Source organism: Burkholderia lata (genome assembly GCF_000012945.1).
Taxonomy (GTDB): Bacteria; Pseudomonadota; Gammaproteobacteria; order Burkholderiales; family Burkholderiaceae; genus Burkholderia; species Burkholderia lata.
In genome coordinates this window covers 1,227,404-1,245,180 of record NC_007510.1, presented here as the reverse complement: position 1 = coordinate 1,245,180, position 17,777 = coordinate 1,227,404, and the positions used below count along the sequence as shown (strand labels likewise).

Annotated in this window: 14 protein-coding genes; 4 read left to right on the top strand and 10 right to left on the bottom strand. The window is 67.0% G+C overall.

The features are described 5' to 3' along the window. Window positions 1-61 precede the first annotated feature (61 nt). Complete coding sequence (locus BCEP18194_RS11650) at window positions 62-445, top strand: VOC family protein (RefSeq protein ID WP_011351471.1); 384 nt, start codon at window positions 62-64, stop codon at window positions 443-445. Between the two features lie 79 nt (window positions 446-524). On the opposite strand, the gene BCEP18194_RS11645 is transcribed toward BCEP18194_RS11650, so the two are convergent. Then, window positions 525-2,015 (bottom strand): NYN domain-containing protein, encoded by a 1,491-nt coding sequence (locus tag BCEP18194_RS11645; RefSeq protein ID WP_011351470.1) that lies wholly within the window; start codon window positions 2,013-2,015, stop codon window positions 525-527. A 308-nt stretch (window positions 2,016-2,323) separates the two neighbouring features. Between BCEP18194_RS11645 and BCEP18194_RS11640 the strand changes: the two genes are divergently transcribed. Beyond that, a complete protein-coding gene (locus BCEP18194_RS11640; protein ID WP_011351469.1) occupies window positions 2,324-2,953 on the top strand; it encodes an NAD(P)H-binding protein in 630 nt (209 codons plus the stop codon). Window positions 2,954-3,040: 87 nt separating this feature from the next. On the opposite strand, the gene BCEP18194_RS11635 is transcribed toward BCEP18194_RS11640, so the two are convergent. Further along, complete coding sequence (locus BCEP18194_RS11635) at window positions 3,041-3,592, bottom strand: peroxiredoxin (RefSeq protein WP_011351468.1); 552 nt, start codon at window positions 3,590-3,592, stop codon at window positions 3,041-3,043. A 279-nt stretch (window positions 3,593-3,871) separates the two neighbouring features. Here BCEP18194_RS11635 and cdpA point away from each other — a divergent pair, with 279 nt between their 5' ends. Both cdpA and BCEP18194_RS11625 read left to right on the top strand, forming a co-directional pair. Next, entirely contained in the window at window positions 3,872-5,614 is a 1,743-nt protein-coding gene (gene cdpA, locus BCEP18194_RS11630; RefSeq protein ID WP_206144581.1) for a putative bifunctional diguanylate cyclase/phosphodiesterase, read from the top strand. 27 nt (window positions 5,615-5,641) lie between these two features. Next, on the top strand, window positions 5,642-7,141 hold the full coding sequence (locus BCEP18194_RS11625; RefSeq protein ID WP_011351466.1) for an HDOD domain-containing protein: 1,500 nt from the start codon (window positions 5,642-5,644) through the stop codon (window positions 7,139-7,141). Window positions 7,142-7,249: 108 nt separating this feature from the next. Here the strand turns inward: BCEP18194_RS11625 and BCEP18194_RS11620 are convergent, their stop codons facing one another. From BCEP18194_RS11620 to BCEP18194_RS11585, 8 genes are all read right to left on the bottom strand, one after another. Next, entirely contained in the window at window positions 7,250-8,044 is a 795-nt protein-coding gene (locus tag BCEP18194_RS11620; RefSeq protein ID WP_011351465.1) for an ABC transporter substrate-binding protein, read from the bottom strand. Window positions 8,045-8,399: 355 nt separating this feature from the next. After that, window positions 8,400-9,455 carry a succinylglutamate desuccinylase gene (gene astE, locus BCEP18194_RS11615; protein ID WP_011351464.1) on the bottom strand — a complete coding sequence of 352 codons (1,056 nt, stop codon included), beginning with the start codon at window positions 9,453-9,455 and terminating at the stop codon, window positions 8,400-8,402. Further along, on the bottom strand, window positions 9,439-10,779 hold the full coding sequence (gene astB / locus BCEP18194_RS11610; RefSeq protein WP_011351463.1) for an N-succinylarginine dihydrolase: 1,341 nt from the start codon (window positions 10,777-10,779) through the stop codon (window positions 9,439-9,441). Before astB ends, astE begins: the two co-directional genes overlap by 17 nt. A 14-nt stretch (window positions 10,780-10,793) precedes the next feature. Further along, complete coding sequence (gene astD / locus BCEP18194_RS11605) at window positions 10,794-12,257, bottom strand: succinylglutamate-semialdehyde dehydrogenase (RefSeq protein WP_011351462.1); 1,464 nt, start codon at window positions 12,255-12,257, stop codon at window positions 10,794-10,796. A 7-nt stretch (window positions 12,258-12,264) separates the two neighbouring features. After that, window positions 12,265-13,296, bottom strand: coding sequence for an arginine N-succinyltransferase (gene astA, locus BCEP18194_RS11600; RefSeq protein WP_011351461.1), 1,032 nt, complete (start codon window positions 13,294-13,296; stop codon window positions 12,265-12,267). Further along, a complete protein-coding gene (gene aruF, locus BCEP18194_RS11595; protein WP_011351460.1) occupies window positions 13,293-14,345 on the bottom strand; it encodes an arginine/ornithine succinyltransferase subunit alpha in 1,053 nt (350 codons plus the stop codon). The genes astA and aruF overlap by 4 nt, the downstream gene beginning before the upstream one ends. Window positions 14,346-14,375: 30 nt before the next feature. After that, complete coding sequence (locus BCEP18194_RS11590; RefSeq protein WP_011351459.1) at window positions 14,376-15,608, bottom strand: aspartate aminotransferase family protein; 1,233 nt, start codon at window positions 15,606-15,608, stop codon at window positions 14,376-14,378. A gap of 1,103 nt (window positions 15,609-16,711) precedes the next feature. Next, window positions 16,712-17,755 carry a GlxA family transcriptional regulator gene (locus tag BCEP18194_RS11585; RefSeq protein WP_011351458.1) on the bottom strand — a complete coding sequence of 348 codons (1,044 nt, stop codon included), beginning with the start codon at window positions 17,753-17,755 and terminating at the stop codon, window positions 16,712-16,714. Between the last annotated feature and the right edge of the window lie 22 nt (window positions 17,756-17,777).

Genomic DNA, 17,777 nt, shown 5'->3' with positions numbered 1-17,777 from the left:
GCGGCGACGATCGGCTATCGTGAGTCCATGCCCACCGCTGCGCCCTTCACGGGGACACACCATGAACGTCCAGCTCAACCACACGATCGTCTGGTGTCGCGACAAACGCGCGTCGAGCCGCTTCCTCACCGAGTTGCTGGAATTGCCGCCGCCGACGCCGTTCGGCGCGATGCTGGTCGTCCCGCTCGGGAACGGCGTGTCGCTCGATTTTTATGAACAGTCGGGAGAGATCGCGTCGCAGCATTACGCGTTCCTGCTCGACGAAGCAGGCTTCGATCGCGTGCTCGCGCGCATTCGCGAGCGCGGGCTGCCGCACTGGGCCGATCCGGCGAAGCGGCAACCCGATGACATCTACCGCCACAACGGCGGCCGCGGTGTGTATTTCGACGATCCGGACGGCCACTTCCTAGAAGTGATGACGCAGCCTTATGTGCTGAACGGCTAGTTCGACGGGCCGGCGTTGCACCGGCCGGTATCGTGGCGCGGACGCCGCCCCGCTCGGGACGGCATCCGGCCGGCCGACGTTACTCGGCAGCGTCCGCCGCCTTGCGCGGACGACGCGCGCGCGGTGCGGCCTTGCGGGCCGGCTTCTTCGGCTTGGCAGCGGCCGGCGTTTCCGCAACCGCTTCGACCGGCGCCGCGTCGTGCGACGGCTGGGCGGCGGCACGCTCGGCACCGGCATCGCCTGCCGCCGGCCCCGCGTGCGTCACCGTGACGTGCCGCTCGTCGCCCTGCTCCGCGTCGCGATGCGCGTCGTCGGCATGCTTGCCGTGCGTGTGCTTGTCGCCACCGTGCTTCGGCGCGCCATGCCCGGTGTCGTCCGGCTTCCCGGCTGCCTGACGGCCTGCGCTCTTCGCGGCAGCGCCCTTCTTCGCACCTGCCTTCTTCGCCGCGGTCTTGCGTGCGCGCTTGCGGCCATCCTTCACTTCGCCATGCGCGTCGGCCGCGTCGGTTACTTCGGCCGTTTCCGCCGGCGACATCATCGGTGCCGCCTCGGCCACCTCGGCAACCTCGGCCACTTCCGCGTCGTCCGCTTCGACCTGCACGCTTTCGTGCATGACCGCTTCCGCCCGCTGCCCGCGACGTTGCGCATTGCGCCCGGCCCGCGCCGGCTCGGCCGCACGCGTACCGTGGTGCGCGCCGCCGTGCCCGCCCTCACCGCCCGCCGTGACGTGCTCCGCGGCCGCCGACTGGCGTGCCCGTGACACGAACGCGCCCGACTTGTCGTCGCGCCCCACTTCGAGCAGGCCGCGCGCCTGCGCCTCGTCGAGCAGGTTGCCGAACGCGCGGAACCCGTAGTACGACTCGTTGAAATCCGGCTTGCGACGCTTGATCGCGCTCTTGAGCACCGACGCCCAGATCTTCCCGACGTCGTCCCGCTCCGACGCGAGTGCGTCGAACGTCTCGACCGCCAGCGCGATCGCCTCGGCCTTGCGCGCGTCCAGGTCGTGCTTGCGCGACGACGGTTCGTCCGGCCGCTTCGCGCCGCCGTTGCCCGCGCGCTGCTGCTGTTCGCGCTTCGCGAGCGCGCGCTGCTGCTCGCGCACCAGGTCGTCGTAGAAAATGAATTCGTCGCAGTTCGCGACCAGCAGGTCCGACGTCGATTTCTTCACGCCGACGCCGATCACCTTCTTCGCGTTCTCGCGCAGCTTCGACACCAGCGGCGAAAAATCCGAGTCGCCGCTGATGATCACGAACGTATCGACGTGCGACTTCGTGTAGCAGAGGTCGAGCGCATCGACCACGAGCCGGATGTCGGCCGAGTTCTTGCCCGACTGGCGCACGTGCGGAATCTCGATCAGCTCGAAGCTCGCCTCGTGCATCGACGCCTTGAAGCCCTTGTAGCGATCCCAGTCGCAATAGGCCTTCTTCACGACGATGCTGCCCTTCAGCAGCAGGCGCTCCAGCACGGGCTTGATGTCGAACTTCTCGTACTTCGCGTCGCGCACGCCGAGCGCGACGTTCTCGAAGTCGCAGAACACGGCCATGCTGACGTTGTCCAGGGGTAATGCCATGTGTACTCCAACCAGTGGGCCGATGCGTTGTATGACGTAACGGCGAAAAATGCATCGCGCACATGATAGCCGGTCGGCGCGTCATTCCCGCATCCGTGTGAATGAATGGCGGCCGGAATGCCGGTGTCGGCCGTGCCGCCGCGGATCGCGTGCCCGCGCCGGGCAGCCCGGGTGGGCGCAGCCGGTACGCCCGATGCCGGTACGCCCCTTAATACACCCCCGCCGCGGCGGCAAATCGACATTACACTTGAGTTATCGGTCGTCCGTCCCTATCTGGAAGGATGACGCATCGAGCAAGGAGCGGTTTCATGACGACGAAGGTACTGCTGATTGGCGCGACCGGCCGAACGGGCCAGGCCTGCGCGGATCTGCTGCTCAAGCAGCCGGAGTTCGAGGTCACGGCGCTCGTGCGCCGCCACGGTTATGCGCTGGCGGGCGCACGGGTGGTCGAGGCCGATCTGACGAACGATTTCTCGCACGCATTCCAGGGCATCTCGCACGTGATCTATGCGGCCGGCTCGGCCGAATCGGAAGGCGCGGCCGAAGAGGAGCAGGTCGACCGCGACGCGGTCGCCCGCGCAGCCGAATACGCGCTGGCTTACAACGCGCAGAAGCTCGTGGTGATCAGCTCGCTGTCCGCGTACCGGCCGGAACTCGGCCCGGACGCGCTGCGCCACTATTCGCAGATGAAGCGCGAAGGCGACGATCGCGTGATCGCGTCGGGCGTCGACTACGCGATCCTGCGCCCCGGCCCGCTCACGGACGATCCGGGCGTCGGCAAGATCGCGCTGACCGACGCGTGGTTCGAAGGCGCCCCGCCCGTGTCGCGCCAGGATGTGGCCTGGGCCGCGATCGAGGCGATCAAGCTCGGCATCTCGCGCAAGATCGTCGGCTTCGTCGGCGGCAGCGTGCCGATCGAGCAGGCATTGCGCGCCTAGCAGGCTCACGCGCGCCGCCGCGCGGGCGGCGCGCTGCTTCGTACCGGCGGCCCGCACGACGGGCCGCCTTGACGTACGGGCATCCGCTTACTGCTTCGGATGCGCGTCCGCCCACGCCTTCACGGCGGCGAGCGTGTTCTCGACGTGCTTGTCGGGCGACATGCTCGTGTATTCGTAGAGAATCTTCCCTTCCGGCGAAATCACGTAGGACACGCGGTTCGCCTTGTCGATCGCCGGCAGCTTCGCGTCGTATTCCCGGATGATCTTCGCGTCCGGATCGGCCGCGACCGGGAACTTGCTCCGGCACTCGCTCACCGAGAACTTCGTCAGCGTGTCGATCTTGTCAGCCGATACGCCGATCACCGTCGCGCCGTAAGCCTTGTAACGGTCGACCGCGTCCGCGAACGCGTGCGCCTCGATCGTGCAGCCCTTCGTGAACGCGGCCGGGTAGAAATACAGCACGACCGGCCCCTGCTTCAGCGCGTCCGCGAGCGAGTACGTGTAAGTCTTGCCGCCCAGCGACGCCTGCGTCGTGAAATCGGGCGCCGCGGCACCCGGCTTCAATTCCGCCTGCGCCATCAGCGCATGGCCGGCCACCAGCGCCGCCACGGCGGCGCCCAGCAACAGTTTTCGCTTCATCTGCGTCCTCATTTCTTATAAAGTCAGCCTCGATGTAGGCCCCGCCGGCGTTCGCCTGTCGAACACCTGCGTGACCGATCCGGTCCAGCGGCCATGCCATCCGCGGCCAGTCCGTTAAAGATTCCGCACAGTCTGCCGTTATTCCTTCCGGACAACCGGTTCCAGCCCTTCACGTCAGCGAGAAACATGGAAGCCAACAGGAAACAGACGTCACGCAAGGGCTCCTGGCGCAGCGCCTTGCATACGCTGCGCCGCTTCGCCTGGTCGGGCGGCGCGCTGATGCCCGCGCGCGCCGGCGCGCCGCGACGCGACGACTCCGTGCGCAACTGGCTGGAACAGACGGTCGGCACGGTGGATTTCCTCGCCCATGTCGACCGCGAACTGCGCTTTCTGTACGTGTCCGACGCGAGCCTGCGCTTCATCGGCTACCACCGCGACTACCTGCACACGCTGACGCTGCGCGACCTGATCGCCGAACAGGATACCGCGGCACTCGAAGGCCTGCTTGCACGCGCCGCGCGTTCCGGCCAGGTCGAGAAGGCGACGATGTGCATCGTCAAGTCGCTCACCTACCCGCTGGACGTCGAGATCCGCGCGTTCAAGAGCCGCCACCACGGGGTCGACGGGTTCGCGATCGCGGCGTTCGACGTGTCGTCATGGCGCGCGCTCGAGGCACGCCTGACGTACGAAATGCATCACGACCCGATGACGGGGCTCGGCAACCTGTCCGCGCTCGTGCCCGCGCTGATGCGCGCGCAGCAGGCCGCCGACGGGGAAGGCACCTGCGCGGCGCTGCTGCTGCTCGACCTCGACGACTACCAGCGGATCAACCGCGCGCTCGGCTACGACGCGGGCGACACGCTGCTGCGCGAGACCGCGCAGCGGCTGAAGGCGCTCGTCACGCCGAACGAGCAGCTCGCGCGCGTCGCGAGCGACAAGTTCGCGGTCGTGCTCGGCGCACCGGACCGCACGCAGGCCAGCAATGCGGCGGACGCACTCGCGCGCCGGCTGCAGGCCGCGGTGCGCGAGCCCTACGTGTACCAGGGGCAGACCGTGCACCTGTCCGCGAGCATCGGCATCGCGCTCTATCCGGACGAACGTGCACTGCCCCATCGCGCACAGCACCACAGCCCGCTGCTGCGCCGCGCCGACCACGCGCTCTCGCAGGCGAAGGCGTCGGGCGGCAATGCGCTCGCGTTCCACGCGCCCGTCGACGATCCGGCCGACGCCGAACGGCTGAAGCTCGAGGCCGACCTGTACGACGGCGTGCGCAACGGCGAGTTTTCGCTCCATTTCCAGCCGATCACGCGCAGCCAGTCGGGCGCGGTGGTCGGTGTCGAGGCCCTGATCCGCTGGCGCCATCCGGTGCACGGCCTCGTGCCGCCGGCGACGTTCATTCCGCTCGCCGAATCGATCGGCCTGATCAACTATCTCGGCAACTGGGTGCTCAAGGCCGCGTGCATGCAGCTCGTCGCCTGGGACCGCCAGGGGCTTGCGCTGCAGTACGTGGCGGTCAACGTGTCGCCGCAGCAGTTCCGCGACCCGCGCTTCACGCAGAGCGTGCGCGAGGCGATCACGCTGACGGGCATCGACCCGCGCCGCATCGTGCTCGAGATCACCGAAAGCCTGCTGATGCACGATCCGGCGCAGGCGAAGGGGCTGCTCGAGGAACTGACCGATCTCGGCATCCGCTTCGCGATCGACGATTTCGGCACCGGCTATTCGAGCCTCGCGTATCTGCAGCGCTTCCCGCTCGCGAAGCTGAAGATCGACCGCAGTTTCGTCGAGAACCTGCTGACCTCGCGCAACGACCGCGCGATCGTGTCGGCGGTGGTCGGCCTCGCGCAGACGCTCGATCTCGAGCTCGTCGCGGAAGGCGTCGAGACCGAGGCGCAGCGCGAATTGCTGACCGAGATGGGCTGCAACCATATCCAGGGCTGGCTCGTCTGCCAGGCGCTGCCGTCCGAGGAGCTCGCGCGGCGCTTCGAGGCGCAGCAACTGCACCTGCACGCCGCCGCCTGACGCGCGCGGCGAACCGGACAGATCCGTATGTCAATCACCGAACACCTGCCCCGCACCGCATTGCTCGACAAGCTGTGGGCCCGGATGAACGAACGGGGCGATTTCCCGTTGCTGTCGGAATCGCTGCGCGCGACGATGGCCGCGATGAAGAACGACGACCTCGACTTCACCGCGCTCGTGCGCGTCGTGCTGTCGGACTTCGCGCTCACGCAGAAAGTGCTGCGGCTCGCGAACTCCGCGATGTACATGGCGTTCGGCGGCAACATCACGACCGTGACCCGCGCCTTGATGGTGCTCGGCATGGACGCCGTCGGCCATCTGGTCGTCGGGCTCAAGCTCGTCGACCATTTCCACCACAGTACGCCGCGACGCATCGACGCGAAGCTCGAACTGAACCGCGCGCTGCTGTCCGGCTGCGTCGCGCGCAAGCTCACCGAACGCGCCGAACTGCGCGCGGGCGAGGAAGCCGTCGTCTGCACGCTGATGCGCCAGGTCGGCAAGCTGCTCGTGGTCTGCTATCTCGACAGCGAATGGGACCGGATCCGCCGCCGCGCGGCCGAGCTGAACGGCGACGAAGCAGCCGCCTGCATCGATGTGCTCGGTGTCGGCTTCGACGAGATCGGGCTCGAGGCGGCCGCGCGCTGGCGCTTGCCCGACGTGATCCGCGCGGGGATGGCCGACCACGACCACGTGGTCCACGCCGACGCGTTCGGCAACGATGACGACGACCACGATGCGGGCCATGCGTCCGATGACGGCCCGGCCGCCCGCGTCCGCTGGCTGCGCACGATCAGCCGCTGCTCGACCGACGTCGCGGGCGCGCTCGTGATGCCCGCGAGCCCGCAGCGCGACGCGCGCATCGCGGCGCTCGCGCAGCACTACGGCGTGGAACTCGACATGGAATCCGACGCGCTCGTCGAGATCGCCGAGCGGCTCGCGCGCGAGGAAGCAAGCGACACCGTGATGCGCGAGATCGTCGAGCTGCGCGCGAACGCCGATGCGATCGCGCGCGCGCAGGCCGAGCCCGAGGCGTGCCTCGAAGCCGGCCTCGCGGATCTGCGCGCGCTGCCGTCCGAGCACGTGCTGACACCGGTGCTCGCACTCGCGTCGGAAAGCCTGCTGGCCGGCCTCGCGTTCACGCGCACCGTGATGTTCGTGCGCCACGACGACGGCATGTTCGCCGCGCGCCTCGGCTTCGGCCCCGGCGTCGATACGACGCTCTACCGGCTGCGCTTCGACGAGCGCTTCGAGCCGGACGTGTTTCATCTCGCGATCTCGAACTCGGTCGGCATCTTCATCGAGCAGGCGCAGGAGCCGAAGATGCTCAAGCGCCTGCCCGCGTGGTATCTCGACGCATTCGACGACACGCGCGCGTTCGTGCTGCTGCCCGTGCGCGTCGGCACGACGACCGTCGCGCTGCTGTACGGCGACTGGGCCGGCGCACAGCCCGCGCGCAAGATCACGCAGCAGGAGATGGCCGTGCTCAACGAGCTCGCGCGCGAACTGGGCCGGTTCTTTCCGGCCTGACCCGGCCGCCGGGCGCGGCCGCACCGCTTCCCGTCCTTTCCCGCCCCCAAAAACAAACCGGCCGCATCAGCGGCCGGTTTGCTTGCATCGTGCGATCGAACGCAACGCTTACTTGAGCGTCACGGGCACGCTGAAGTACTTCTTCGCGAGGTTGTCGATCGTGCCGTCGGCCTTCAGTTCCTTCAGCGCCTGATCGAGCGCGGTCTTCAGCGCCGCGTCGTTCTTGCGCAGGCCGAAACCGACGCCCGAGCCGAGGATCTCGGCGTCGCTCACGGTACCGCCCGCGAACGCGAAGCCCTGGCCTTGCGGCTTCGTCAGGAAGCCCTTCGAACCGGCTTCCGCGTCCTGGAACGTCGCGTCGAGACGGCCCGACTTCAGGTCGGCGTAGGCCAGGTCCTGCGTCTGGTACGGCACGACTTCGACGCCTGCCGGCGCCCACTTCTTCTTCGCGTACGCTTCCTGGATCGTGCCCTGCAGCACGCCGACGCGCTTGCCCTTCAGCGATTGCGGGGTCGGCAGCAGGCCGCTGCCCTGCTTCGCGATCAGCTGGTTCGGGATCGTGTAGATCGCGTCGGTGAACGCGACCGCGTGCTTGCGCTGGTCGGTGATCGTCATGTCCGAGTTGATCGCGTCGAACTTGCGTGCCTGCAGCGCCGGGATCAGACCGTCGAAGTCGTTCTCGACCCACACGCACTTCGTCTTCAGCTTCGCGCACACCGCGTTGCCGATGTCGATATCGAAGCCGGTCAGCTTGCCGTCGGGCGTCTTGTATTCGAACGGCGCGTACGAGGCTTCGACGCCGAAACGGATCTCTTTCAGATCCGCTGCCATCGCGCTGCCTGCCGCCACGGCCGATGCCGCCACCACCGCATGCGCGGCCACTTTACGCCAATCCAACTTCATCAGGTGTTCTCCTCGATACTCGAATGTTCCGGAACTACGGGCGCATGCATCATTGCAGGGTCGGATGACCACGGCAATGCCGCCGCCGCGCCGTGATGCGGCGCAACAGCCGCAAGGCCGCGATTGTACCAATCCGCGCGGCCCGATATGGCAAAGCAGCCGCCGGTACGGGATGCTGCACTGCGGGCGCCGACGTCAGCCGGGCTGGCCGTCGAACTTGCAAGACGATGTCGCAAATACGCAAGCGCGCCGCGTGGGCCATCTGCGCGGCGTGCGGGCTTAATCTCGAAAACGGAATGGTGGCCGGGTGATGCGCGGGCCGCAGGTCGCCGCGGCCACGCGCAATCGGCCACCGTCAGACGAGCGCCGCGACCGTCTCGCGAGTCGTGTCGATGACGAGCAGACCCGCGCGCAAACCCGGCTTCACCGACGGATTCGGGAACACGATGCGCTCCTCGTCGTGCGTCACCGTGTAGCGGTAGTCGCCGTCCTGCGCGAGCACCGTGCCGCGTGCGAACGCGGTGAAGTTCGCGACGTCGGCCGCGACGAACAACTCGAGCGCGTCGCTCTGCTTCGTGATCTGGTCGATCACCGTGAAGACGCGCGGCAACGGGACGTCGGCCTCACCAGTCGCGCCCGACACGAGCTTGCGCACCGCGCGGTCGGCCGGCGCGAAGCGCGTCAGGTCGTTCTGGCCGAACGGACGCACCTTGCCGAGTTCCAGCGTGCACGCGAGCGCGCCGCAGTGCTCGGCCGTGAAATGCGAGTACGTGTTGCCCTTCGCGGTATGCAGCAGCACGGCCGCGATCTGCGCGTCGCCGAGCCATTCGAACATCGTGCGCGTCGGCGGCATGCCCGTATGCGGCAGCAGGGCGAACTGCTCGAACACCGATGCGCGGATCGCCGTATGCATGTCGATGTGCCAGCGCGCGGCGCCGGCCGGCGCGGCCGCGAAGAACGCGGCGGCAGCGGCTTCGAGCTGCGTGGCACGCGGCGCTTCGCGACTGTCGGGCACCTGCGCGTGACGGCCGCTGAACAGGCGGTTCAGGTCGTCGTCGAGATAGCGTTCACCGGCGCGCATCGCCGGCACGTTGCCGAGCACGACGAGCAGCCGGCACGCGAGCGGCAGCGCCCCCGATGCAAGATCGCGCACCAGCATCGACAGCAGCTCGATCGGCGCCGTCTCGTCACCGTGCACGCCGGCCGACACCAGCACGCTCGCGCGCGCCGTATCGGCGGCCTCGGCCGCAGCCGGTTCGAGGGCGAGCAGCCCGTCGCCGAGCCATTGCCAGCGCACGGCGCCGGCGGCGCAGGCGCCGTCCGTGGCGGACGGTGCGCTGCCGGTCAGCGTGAACGCGAGGAAGTCGTCGAGCAGCGCGTCGGCCATGCGCGAATCAACGCTGGAAGTCATACAGCGAACCGACGCGCAGGATCTGCGTGAGCTCGTCGAGCGCCGTGCGCGATTCCTCGAGCAGCGCCGGATCGGCGAGGTCTTCCGGTGCGAGGCGATCGCGATAGTGCCGGTCGATCCACGTATCGAGCGACGTGAACAGCGTGTCGTTGATCCACACGTTCGACGTGACGGCCGCGCGTTCCGCTTCGTTCAGCACCACGCGCAGGCGCAGGCACGCAGGGCCGCCGCCGTTCTTCATGCTTTCGCGCAGGTCGAACACGAGCACGTCGTGAATCGGGCCGTTGCCGGCCGCGAGTTCGTCGAGATAGGCCGCGACGTTGCCGTTCTCGCGGCACTCCTGCGGCACGACGAGCACCTGCGAGCCGTCCGCGCGCGACAGCAGCTGGCTGTTGAACAGATACGACGTCACCGCGTCGTTCACGCTCACGGCTGCCTCGGGCACCTCGATCACGTTCAGGCGCGCACCGCGTGCGTCGAGCGCGGCGGTCAGCGTGTCGTAGATCGCCTGCTTGTTGACGAACGCGCGCTCGTGCGTGAACAGCGTGTCGCGGTTGCCGACCGAGATCACGTCGTTGTGGAACACGCCCGCGTCGATCACGTCCGGATCCTGCTGCGCATAGACCGTCGCTTCTTCGGCGAGCCCGTGGCGATGCGCGACCGCGCGGCTCGCCTCGAAGGTCTGGCGTGCCGGGAAGCGCTTCGGCTCGGGCCCGCGGCGGTATTCCGCGCGGCCGTACACGAAGAACTCGATGCCAGGCTTGCCGTATTCGGCGCAGAAGCGCGTGTGGTTCGCCGCGCCTTCGTCGCCGAGTGCCGGCGTACCGGTCAGCGCTTCATGCACCGCGAAATGCGCGGGATCGGCGAACAGCGTCGACAGCGTGCGGCGCGTCGCTTCGTGTTCGATCGCACGATGCAGCTTGCTGCACAGGTTCGCCGGCGTGAAGTGCACGCGGCCGTCGCTCGTGTCGGCCGACGGGCTCACGGTAGCCGCGTTCGCGGTCCACATCGCCGATGCCGAGCTCGCCGCGGCGAGCAATTCGGGCGCCTGCTTCGCGGCCTTCGCGATCACGTCCGCGTCCTTGCCTGAGAAGCCGAGCTCGCGCAGCAAGCGCAGCGACGGCCGCTCCTGCGGCGGCAGCACGCCTTGCGCGAAGCCGAGATCCGCGAGCTGCTTCATCTTGCGCAGCCCCTGCTTCGCGGCGGCCTTCGGGTTCGCGGCCGACTTTTCGTTGTTGAGCGACGCCACGTTGCCGAACGACAGCCCGGCGTAGTTGTGGGTCGGGCCGACGAGCCCGTCGAAATTGGCTTCTTGTGCGTTCATCGTCGTTCCCTCGATCAGAAATGCAGGCCCGGCGACAGGCTCGCGGGCAAGGTCAGTTGCGTGCTTTCCACCGACGCCATCGGATACGCGCAATAGTCGGCCGCGTAGTACGCGCTCGGACGATGGTTGCCCGAGCGGCCGGTGCCGCCGAACGGCGCCGCGGACGATGCACCGTTGGTCGGCCGGTTCCAGTTGACGATCCCCGCGCGAATCGTGCGGCGGAAGTGTTCCCATGTCTTCGCGTCGTCGGCCAGCAGGCCGGCGGACAAGCCGAACGCCGTGTCGTTCGCGCGCTCGATCGCGTCGTCGAACGTCGCGTAGCGGACGATCTGCGCGAGCGGGCCGAAATGTTCTTCGTCCGGCAGGTTCGCGACGCCCGTCACGTCGACGATCGCCGCGTTCACGAAGCCGAGGCGCGGATCGCGCTGCGTCATCGCGATGATCGGCTTCGCGCCCTGCTCGATCAGGCGCGACTGCGCGTCGACGAGCTTCGCCGCGGCACGCGCCGAGATCACCGCGCCCATGAACGGCTGCGGATCGGCGTCGAACACGTCGGCCGTGATCTTCGACGTGACGTCGGTGAGACGCGCGAGGAAGCGGTCGCCGAACGCGCCCTGCGGCACGAAGATGCGGCGCGCGCACGTGCAGCGCTGGCCGGCCGACAGGAACGCCGACTGAATCGTGTGATGCACGGCCGCGTCGATATCCTCGACTTCGCCGATCACGAGCGGGTTGTTGCCGCCCATCTCGAGCGCGAGCACGATTTCCGGACGACCGCCGAACTGCTTGTGCAGCAGCGTGCCGGTATCCGAGCTGCCGGTGAAGAACAGCCCGTCGATCTGCCGATGGTTGGCGAGCGCGATGCCCGTGTCCTTCTCGCCCTGCACCAGGTTCAGCACGCCGTCCGGCAGGCCGGCTTCCTTCCACACTTCGACCGTCGCGCGCGCGACGCCCGGTGCAAGCTCCGACGGCTTGAACACGACCGCATTGCCGGCGATCAGCGCGGGCACGATGTGGCCGTTCGGCAAGTGGCCGGGGAAGTTGTACGGGCCGAACACCGCGACGACACCGTGCGGGCGGTGACGCAGCACCGCGACGCCGTCTGCCATGTCCTGGCGCTTCTCGCCGGTGCGTTCCTGGTAGGCCTGGATCGAGATGCCGACCTTCGCGGCCATCGACGCGACTTCGGTGCGCGCTTCCCACAGCGGCTTGCCCGTCTCGCGGCCGATCGCGGCCGCGATGGCTTCCTTGCGTTCGTTGAGCAACGCGGCGAAACGCTTGACGATCGCGCAGCGCGATTCGAAGTCGAGCGCCGACCAGCCGGCGAATGCGCGGCGCGCGCTTGCGACCGCACGATCGACGTCGGCCGCCGACGCGCTTTCACCCTGCCATGCGATCTCGTCGGTGCCGGGGTTGCGCGAAGCGAACACGGGGCCCGAGCCTGCGACCCAGGCGCCGTCGATGAAGAGTTCCGTCATGATTCGTTTATCCCTGTTTGACTTTGAGCGGCAGCACGCGCACCGGATCGCCGGCCTTCACGTCGAGCGCGACGGCATCGTCCGCCGACAGCACGAACGAGCCGTTCGCGACCACGCCCGGCGCGACGCCGACGCGGAAGTCGGTGAGCGACGTGTTCGACACGAGCGACTTCGGCGCGTCGTCCCGTGCATCGGGCACGCCGATCGCGACCGGCACGACGACGCTCTCGCGCACCGTGCGCAGGTCGTTGACGTGGCATTCGAGCACGGGGCCCGCGTCGAAGATGTCGACGTGATTCTGGTAACGCAGCCCTTCCGCTTCGAGCATCTTGCGGGCCGGCAGCGTATCGCGGTGCGTGAGGCCGACCGCGTCCTGTGCGTCCTGCGGCAGCAGGTCGACGTACACCGGATAGCGCGGCATCAGTTCCGCGAGGAACGACTTGCGGCCGTGCGAGCTGAGATAGTCGGCCGCGTTGAAATCGATCTGGTAGAAGTGCGAACCGACTGCGCGCCAGAACGGCGACGTGCCGTCCTCGTCGAAGTGGCCGCGCAATTCCGCGCAGATGCGTTCCGGAAAGCGCTCGCGGAACTGCGCGATGAACATGAAGCGCGAGCGCGACAGCAGGCCGCCCACGCCGCCCGTGCGATAGCGCGGGCTCAGGAACAGCGAGCACACTTCCGCATAGCCGGTCAGGTCGTGCGAGATGTTCAGCGCGGACATCCGCGTCCACACGCCGAGCTCCTGGCTCGCGTGCACGACCGTGCTTACGCGATAGTTGTAGAACGGCTGTTCGAGGCCGACCTGCGTCTCGATCCCGCACACGCCCGCGATGTCGCCCGTCTTCGATTCTTCCATCACGAAGAAGTAGCCGGCCTCGCCGGCCGCGGCCTCGCCCGCGAGCGTGCGGCGCGTACGCTCGATGCGCGCGGCGAGCGCGTCGCGGTCCGGCTTGAACGTGGTCAGGCCCGGCCCGGTTTCCTTCGCGAGCGACACGAGCGAATCGACGTCGCCCGTTTGTACGACCCGAACGACGATCATGCTGCGTCTCCCTTCAAATCTTCATCGTCGCGGCGGTGCAGCGGCACGCAGCGCACGACATCGCCATCCTTCACATCGAGCGCCGCGCGCACGTCGCTCGCGAGCGGCGCATCGGCCGCATCGCCCGGCAGGTCGGCCAGCACGCAGCGGAACGATTCGCCGCTGCCCGTCGACACCATGTATGCGACATCGCCCTGCTGGTGCGCGGCCTCGCGCACGATGCGCTCGGCGCCGTGCTTCACGCACGCGGTGCGGTCGACCTGCGCGGTCAGCACCGGGCCCGCGTCGAAGATGTCGACGAAGCGGTCGGGCTCGAAGCCTTCCTCGAGATGGATGTCGTACGCGAGCAGCGCCGATTCGTTCGGCTCGCCGAGCACGCGCTGCGCGGCTTCCGGCAGCAGCGGCACGTAGAGCGGATACGCCGGCATCACTTCCGCGATGAAGGTACGGCTGCGGCCGCCCGACGCGATGTCGACGTCGGTGAAGTTGCGGCCGAAGAACTTGCGGCCCACCGCTTCCCAGAACGGCGATGCGCCGTTGCCGTCGCTCACGCCGAGCAGCAGCGTGAACACTTCCGGCGTGAAGCGGCGGCGGTTCGCGGCGATGTACATCATCCGCGCACGCGAGATCAGGTGCGCGGCCGCGTCGCCGCGCAGCGACGGATCGACGTAGAAGCCCGCCAGCCGGCTCTTGCCGGTCAGCTCGTGCGACATCGTGAGCGCGTGGATCTTGCGGTTCACGTGCAACTCGCGCGACGCGTGGATCAGTGCGTCGTTGCGGAACGCGTAGAACGGTTCCGAGTAGCCGGCCGCGGCCACGATGCTCGCCGTGCCGAGCAGCTTGCCGGTCGACGAATCCTCGAGCACGAAGAGGTAGAACTCCTCGCCGGCGAAGTCGACGTCCGCGCGAAACGAATCCTCGGAGAGCGCCACGCGCGCTTCGAGCGCCGCGCGGTCGTGCGGCAGCGAGTGCAGGACCGGCTGCGCGGTGCGCGCCATGTGCGCGAGCGCATCGAGATCCGTGAGTTTGCCGGGGCGAACAAATAGCATCGTCGTTCCTGTCTGCGATGGGTGCGCCGATCAGCGCGCGGTGGCTTCCTGAGCGGCGAGCACTTGTTCGACTGCCTTCTCGAAGCGTTTCATGCCTTCGTCGAGCAGGTCGAACGGGATCACCAGCGACGGCACGAAGCGCAGCACGTTCGGGCCGGCGATCAGCATGATCAGGCCGTTTTCTGCTGCTGCGGTGACGAAGTCCTTCGCGCGGCCGTCGAATGCGGCGGTGAGTTCGGCGCCGACGAGCAGGCCCTTGCCGCGCACGTCCTTGAAGATGCCGAAGCGCGCGTTGATGCGTTCGAGCGCGCCTTTCAGGCGCACACTGCGTTCGCGCACGCCTTCGAGCAGCGCCGGGTCGCCGATCAGTTCGACGACCTTGTCGGCGATGGCCGATGCGAGCGGGTTACCGCCGTACGTCGTGCCGTGCACACCGACCTTGAAGTGCGCGGCCAGTTCGTTCGTCGTCAGCATCGCGCCGATCGGGAAGCCGTTGCCGAGCGCCTTGGCGGTCGTCAGGATGTCCGGCGTGACGCCGGTATCCATGTAAGCGTAGAACTGGCCCGTGCGGCCGACGCCCGTTTGCACTTCGTCGAAAATCAGCAGTGCGCCGTGTGCGTCGCAGGCTTCGCGCAGCGCCTTCAGGAAGGCCGGATCGGCCGGGATCACGCCGCCTTCGCCTTGCACGGGCTCGACGATCACGGCGCAGGTTTGCGGGCCGATCGCGGCCTTCGCGGCGTCGATGTCGTTGTACGGCAGGTGCTTGATGCCAGCCGGCACGGGGCCGAAGCCTTCCGAGTACTTCGGCTGGCCACCGACGCTGACCGTGAAGAACGTGCGGCCGTGGAACGACTGCACGAACGAGATGATTTCGGCTTTATCCGCGCCGTGGCGATCGAACGCGACGCGGCGCGCGAGCTTCAGTGCGGCTTCGTTCGCTTCCGCGCCCGAGTTCGCGAAGAATGCGCGATCGGCGAAGGTCAGCGATTCGAGGCGCTGCGCGAGGCGCAGCACCGGCTCGTTCGTGTAGCCGTTGCCGATGTGCCAGAGCTTGCGGCTTTGTTCGTCCAGGACTTTCAGCAGTTCCGGGTGGCCGTGGCCGAGCGACGTCACGGCGATGCCGCACGCGAAATCGATGTATTCGCGGCCGGCCGTGTCCCACACGCGGGAGCCCTCTGCGCGATCCGGCACGAACGGCGCGGGGGAAAATACCGGCACCATCACTTCATCGAATGTCTGGCGGTTCACGGTCGAGGTCGTCATGGTCGTTCCTTTCGGTTTCGTAAGAGGGTTCAACAGGATCAAGTTTAGGTACGGGTGACGCAAGCGTCTTGCGGAATTGCGACGGGTTCTATCGGAAGCGGATAGTGCGCTTTGTTTTTGCCCTTCCGGGCGGGGGGTCTTGGGTTTGGGTGTCGGTATTTTGAGGCTTTTTGGGTGGTGCGCTCTTGTTTGGCGTGAAGCACCTGTGGTCTTGTCGGTCTATTAGCGTCGCCCCTGCGCGGGGCGGCGGTTACTTTTCTTTGTCTTGCCAAAGAAAAGTAACCAAAAGAAAGGCGCTGTGAGAACGCAAGACTTCCCGGTGCCGTAGCGCTCGGAGTGGACCGCGCCTAAGTGTCCGCGCCAGTCACGAGTGCGGAGTGGTTCGAGCAATGGTTCCGACACCCTCCACTACCCAACAGAGCGGTATACCGCCCGCTAGCTCCGCCCTCGCTTCGCTCGGCCGACAGGGACACCCCCTCAAGTAACGCTTGCGATCAATCAGCTCCAGCAATCACCGGCGAACTCCCCGAATCCCGCGAATCTAGACCTGCCCTCATCCGCAAAGAAAAAGGGACGCAGCACGCACTCTCGCACTCTCGCACTCTCGCACTCTCGCACTCATGTGCTCATGTGCTCATGTGCTCATGTGCTCTCTTGCTCTCTTGCTCTCGACGTAATCAAAGACTCACCGATGGCAAGCAGTCCGATAGGTACGAATGATGTGAGTAAAGGGGGAGCTTGGCCTGCTGCTGAATTGCAGGTAGAGGCATGCGAGCGCATGCAATGCGACGTGAAGTACCTTGCAGCCGAGCGTAGCGAGGATGGAGCTAGCGGGCGGTATACCGGTCTGTTGGGTAGTGGGAGGTGTCAGAACCATTGCTCGAACCACTCCGCACTCGTGACTGGCGCGGACACTTAGGCGCGGTCCACTCCGAGCGCTACGGCACCGGGAAGTCTTGCGTTCTCACAGCGCCTTTCTTTTGGTTACTTTTCTTTGGCAAGACAAAGAAAAGTAACCGCCGCCCCGCGCAGGGGCGACACTAATAGACCGACAAGACAACAGGTGCTTCACGAAAAACAAAAGCGAACCACCCAAAACAAATTCAATCCTTCGCACCGCGCTCGACAAGCGCGCCCCCGCGAGGCTCACTACCACCGCCGGTCTGCTTCTCGAGCCAGGCTCTCCGATCTTCCCGCGGAGTGACACCAAACCTCTCCCGGTACGCATTAGAAAAGTGCGCAGCAGAAGAAAACCCACAGGCGAGGCTAACCTGCACGACAGACTTGCTGGTCCGCTGCAACTGAGTCCGTGCCTTGAGCAACCGAAGATTGAGGTAATACTTGGAGGGCATCGCCCCAAGATACTGCCGAAAGAGCCGCTCCAGTTGTCGGCGTGAAACGCCAACGAGCTCGGCGATCTCATCGGTCGTCAAAGGATCTTCGACATTGGCTTCCATCAACAGCAAAGCATCATTCAACCGAGGATGCCGCTCGCCCGGCGCAGTAACAAAAGGAATCCGCTGCCGCTCCTCACCACTGCGCAAAGTCCCGGCGCCAAGCGCATCGGCGATCCTCTCCGCGAGGTCCGGGCCATGTTCCCGGCCAATCATGGCCAGCATGAAGTCAACAGTAGCCTGCCCACCGGCACAGGTGGCTCGATCGCGATCGATCTCGAAAATCTGCTGCGTGACGATCGACCGCTCGAACTGTTCGGCGAACTGCTGATACGTCTCCCAGTTCACGCTCACGCGATACCCGGAAAGCTGCCCGGCCATCGCGAGCCACCACACGCCGTGGTGAATGCCGGTGACGATCGGCGTCCGCTGCCCCACCCTCGCGAGACTCGCGAGAAACAACCGATAGTCGGCAAACTGCTGAAACCGCTCCGACACGACGATGACCCAGTCACACGCAATCGCATCGTTGAACGCCGCATCGGCATGCCACTGCGCGCCGCCGGCGAGCGGCACGGGCCGCCCGTCCCACGAACACACCTGCCAGCGATACAGCAGCCGCCCGTCGATCTCGTTCGCGAGGTTCAGCGCATCGACGATCGGACCCACGCCCGACATCGACACGGGCGGCAATGCAACGATTGCCACCTGCGTCGTGCGGGTGGCGCCTGCGGGACGAGACACCGGTACCACGGTTGAAACCTGCCTTGTCGCG